At 54.9% G+C, this 2918-nt stretch carries 4 protein-coding genes; 1 reads left to right on the top strand and 3 read right to left on the bottom strand.

What is annotated here, in order from left to right:
- Positions 1-651: 651 nt before the first annotated feature.
- The 3 genes from T331_RS20120 to T331_RS0116650 form a co-directional block, all read right to left on the bottom strand.
- The gene (locus T331_RS20120; protein ID WP_155992773.1) at positions 652-1209 is read right to left on the bottom strand and encodes a hypothetical protein; all 558 of its coding nucleotides are present in this window, start codon (positions 1207-1209) and stop codon (positions 652-654) included.
- Positions 1210-1212: 3 nt separating this feature from the next.
- Positions 1213-1701, bottom strand: a complete 489-nt coding sequence (locus tag T331_RS20115; protein WP_155992772.1) for a hypothetical protein — start codon at positions 1699-1701, stop codon at positions 1213-1215.
- Between the two features lie 80 nt (positions 1702-1781).
- Complete coding sequence (locus T331_RS0116650) at positions 1782-2477, bottom strand: recombinase family protein (RefSeq protein WP_026440837.1); 696 nt, start codon at positions 2475-2477, stop codon at positions 1782-1784.
- 169 nt (positions 2478-2646) lie between these two features.
- Between T331_RS0116650 and T331_RS20350 the strand changes: the two genes are divergently transcribed.
- Positions 2647-2918: hypothetical protein (locus T331_RS20350; RefSeq protein ID WP_211248764.1), on the top strand; the 272-nt coding region annotated here is incomplete at its 3' end.

The following is a 2918-nucleotide window of genomic DNA, read 5'->3' as shown; positions in this document are numbered from 1 at the left end:
TGAAGCCGAGAAACCCTACTACGCCGCGCTGCGAGAGCAGTCCATGGCAGCGTGACTCAAACCAAATAGCCTCCGGGAAAACCGGAGCGGTTCACGCCGTAAAGAGCCGTGGGGCTTATGGTTCCTGCTGGAGATGCCCCCATATCGGAGGCGCGGCCATCAAGCCGGTGAGTGTGTAGGATTCTGGATGAGACACGAAACACTGTCCGCCACATGCAGAAATGAATCGGTGCTATGCGTTTTCCGAATCGGTGCTAACTGCGAATAGTTTTCCGCTTTGCCCTTTTGACAAGACTGTCAATGAGCAAAAAGAACAAGTATACCGCTGCCAGGGCAAGAGCGCCGAATAGCTTCAAATCAAAAATGTCGTGAGAATAATGATAGCCAATGAAGCCAGCCAGCAATACGGCCACGGGGCCAACCAGAAGCGTTCCATATACAACCATCATCAAGATATCTCGCATGTTGCGGCTGGTGTCGTAAACGCCCTGTTGCTGAACGTATACGTGTCGTAATGTGCGCAGCCGGGTCAAAAAATCAGGCCGCCCGCAGCATAACCCTCCGCACCGCATCAGCACTCCAGGACCATCCCGTGCCGTTTCCACCCCCTCGACGCCTAGCCGCTACGCAATCTGCCGCGCTGTCAGCTGTTCATACCCAGATCGGGCGTGACAGCGGCTTTACAGATTCCGGGGCATTGAATGAATCCGGGGGCGAGTAGTCGTGAGAGATTCCATAGAGTGGCGCACACAGTTTATTCCAGCGTTCCAGATAATCGGCTGGCTTAAGGCCATGCGGAGATTCTCCATTATAATGTCGCCACCAGTAGAACGCTTGATCCTTTAAGGCTGACGGGAGCGGCACGGATACAGCATAGTACCGAACCCGCGCCATGGCGGCAGCAAATGCGTCATTTATGACTAAATCGCTTGGAATAGGCTTGTCTTTTCCGGCGATTTGCAAAACAGTTTTCTTGAGATTGACATGCTTCTTTGAAGCTAGAAAACCGGTCATTAGCCAGTTGAAGGTGGCGGGCTCCATCTGAAATAAACCAAGCGCTGGCCCACCATTAAACTGCCTTCGAAAGGCAAACCTGCTCTCTACTGCTGCTGTTCCCATTAGAAGTTTTTCAGCGGTGAGGGTGTATAGCCCCAATTTTGTAAGCGTGGGGATAACGATGTTTTTTTGAATGTCCGTGGGCGTTTGCATGTGTTAGTTTCCAGATTTTGAAAATTCTGTAGAGCAATAGGGAAACACCAGCTCTGCGCCATGCTTTTTTAGGTACGCGCTGTTTCCAGTCACTGTGATGGTTATTATGTTCTTGGTTTTGCTTACGGTCATGAGTTGATTGTAATATTCAACTTGTTCTTGAATAAGCTTTTTGTCTTTTTCTGAGGGATTGCTCGGATCGTCTGGCGTAACATCACTCATCATTACAGAGAGTGAGCCTGATATTCCGTCCTCGGCACAGTTTTTAGCAACTATGCCCTTTTGCGGAAGTTTGATGGCTATCTCAAATCCCCCAAATTCATCAGGCGCTCCTGTATACTGATTCGCACCGATTATTAAGTCCGAGCCTTTTACGGAAATGGATGCCTGAGTTAAAGCTGAGCTGCCGCTCGTCGCAGTTTGGGCCTCGGCAGCGGGGAGGCTCAAGAGGCATCCAAAGGTAGCAAGAACGCCAAACGTCTGCATATTCATGTGCGGCTATCCGAAATCTACGAGACTTGATTCCTGGCATACTGTCGCTTGCGCTCAATTTTCGCAATATTCCGAATCGGTCACGGAGAAGCTTCCGTACTCCTTAATATAACCCGCCGCACCGCGTCAGCCGTCCAGGCCCCGCCCCGTGCCGTCTCCACGCCCTCCGCACCCAGCCGGTCCGCAATCTGCCGCAAGGACATGCCCTGCCCCCGCAGGTCATCCACCAGGGGACGCACACGGGCCGCAAAGTCAGCGGCCTGACAAGACCGCGCCTCAGCTGCTAGCGCCGTGTCAGCCTTTGGCCCTCCACGGTAGCCGCCCAGCACCTTGCCCCTGGCCTTGGCAGCCGCAAGCGCCGCTTTGGTCCTGGCGCTAATCAGCCCGGCCTCTAGCTCGCCAACAGCGGCCATCTGGGTCACCAGGAATTTTCCTACAGGGCCGGGCGGTATCTGGGGCATATCGCAGAACACCACGCCACCGTCCCCAGTGCCCTCCACAACGGACAGCAGGAAGCGGGCATTGCGGGCCAGCCGGTCCAGCTTGGCCACGATCAGGGTAGCGCCTTTCAGCTTGCAGGCCGCCAGGGCCTTGGCCAGTTCTGGGCGGTCATTGCGCTTGCCGGACTCAATCTCAACAAACGAGGCGACCACGCGCCCCGGATGGGCTGACAGGTAGGCGGTCACGGCTTCCTGTTGCGCCTCAAGGCCCAGGCCGGACCTTCCCTGCTTTTCTGTGCTGACGCGGAAATAGGAGATGAAGGGCTGCTGGCTCATGAGTATGTCCACCGTGAATGTCCGTTGTCGGTGACCATACGGGACGCGTGAGGTAACCAGCCGAGTCGATTAGGAATCCCACCGATTCCAAAAACGCATGACTCCAGTGATTGCCTTCCTGGTGATTTTGAACCGTCACTAGCCGGTTGCAATTCGACTGGAGGCTTTCATGAAAATCCGCTCCCTTACCCTGCTGGCCCTCGCTTGCGCTGGCGTTGCCGCCTGTACGCCCGAGCAACATGCGCGGTTTGAGACGTTCAACGCCCGGCTACAGCAGGCGAACCAGCAACTGGCTCAGAGTAACGCTGCATGGGCCGCAGGGCACCCGGCACCCGTGGTTCAACCGCTAGGTCGTGTCTGCATTCATAGATTCCCTTTGTTTGTGATTTCTGATTCAAGGCTTGAGGAGGGTTCTTGCCTTGAGCAGACGGACACTGACGG

Origin of the sequence: Acidocella facilis ATCC 35904, from assembly GCF_000687875.1 — a bacterium.
In the GTDB taxonomy this organism is placed as follows: Bacteria; Pseudomonadota; Alphaproteobacteria; order Acetobacterales; family Acetobacteraceae; genus Acidocella; species Acidocella facilis.
This window is presented reverse-complemented; position numbering and strand designations above follow the sequence as displayed.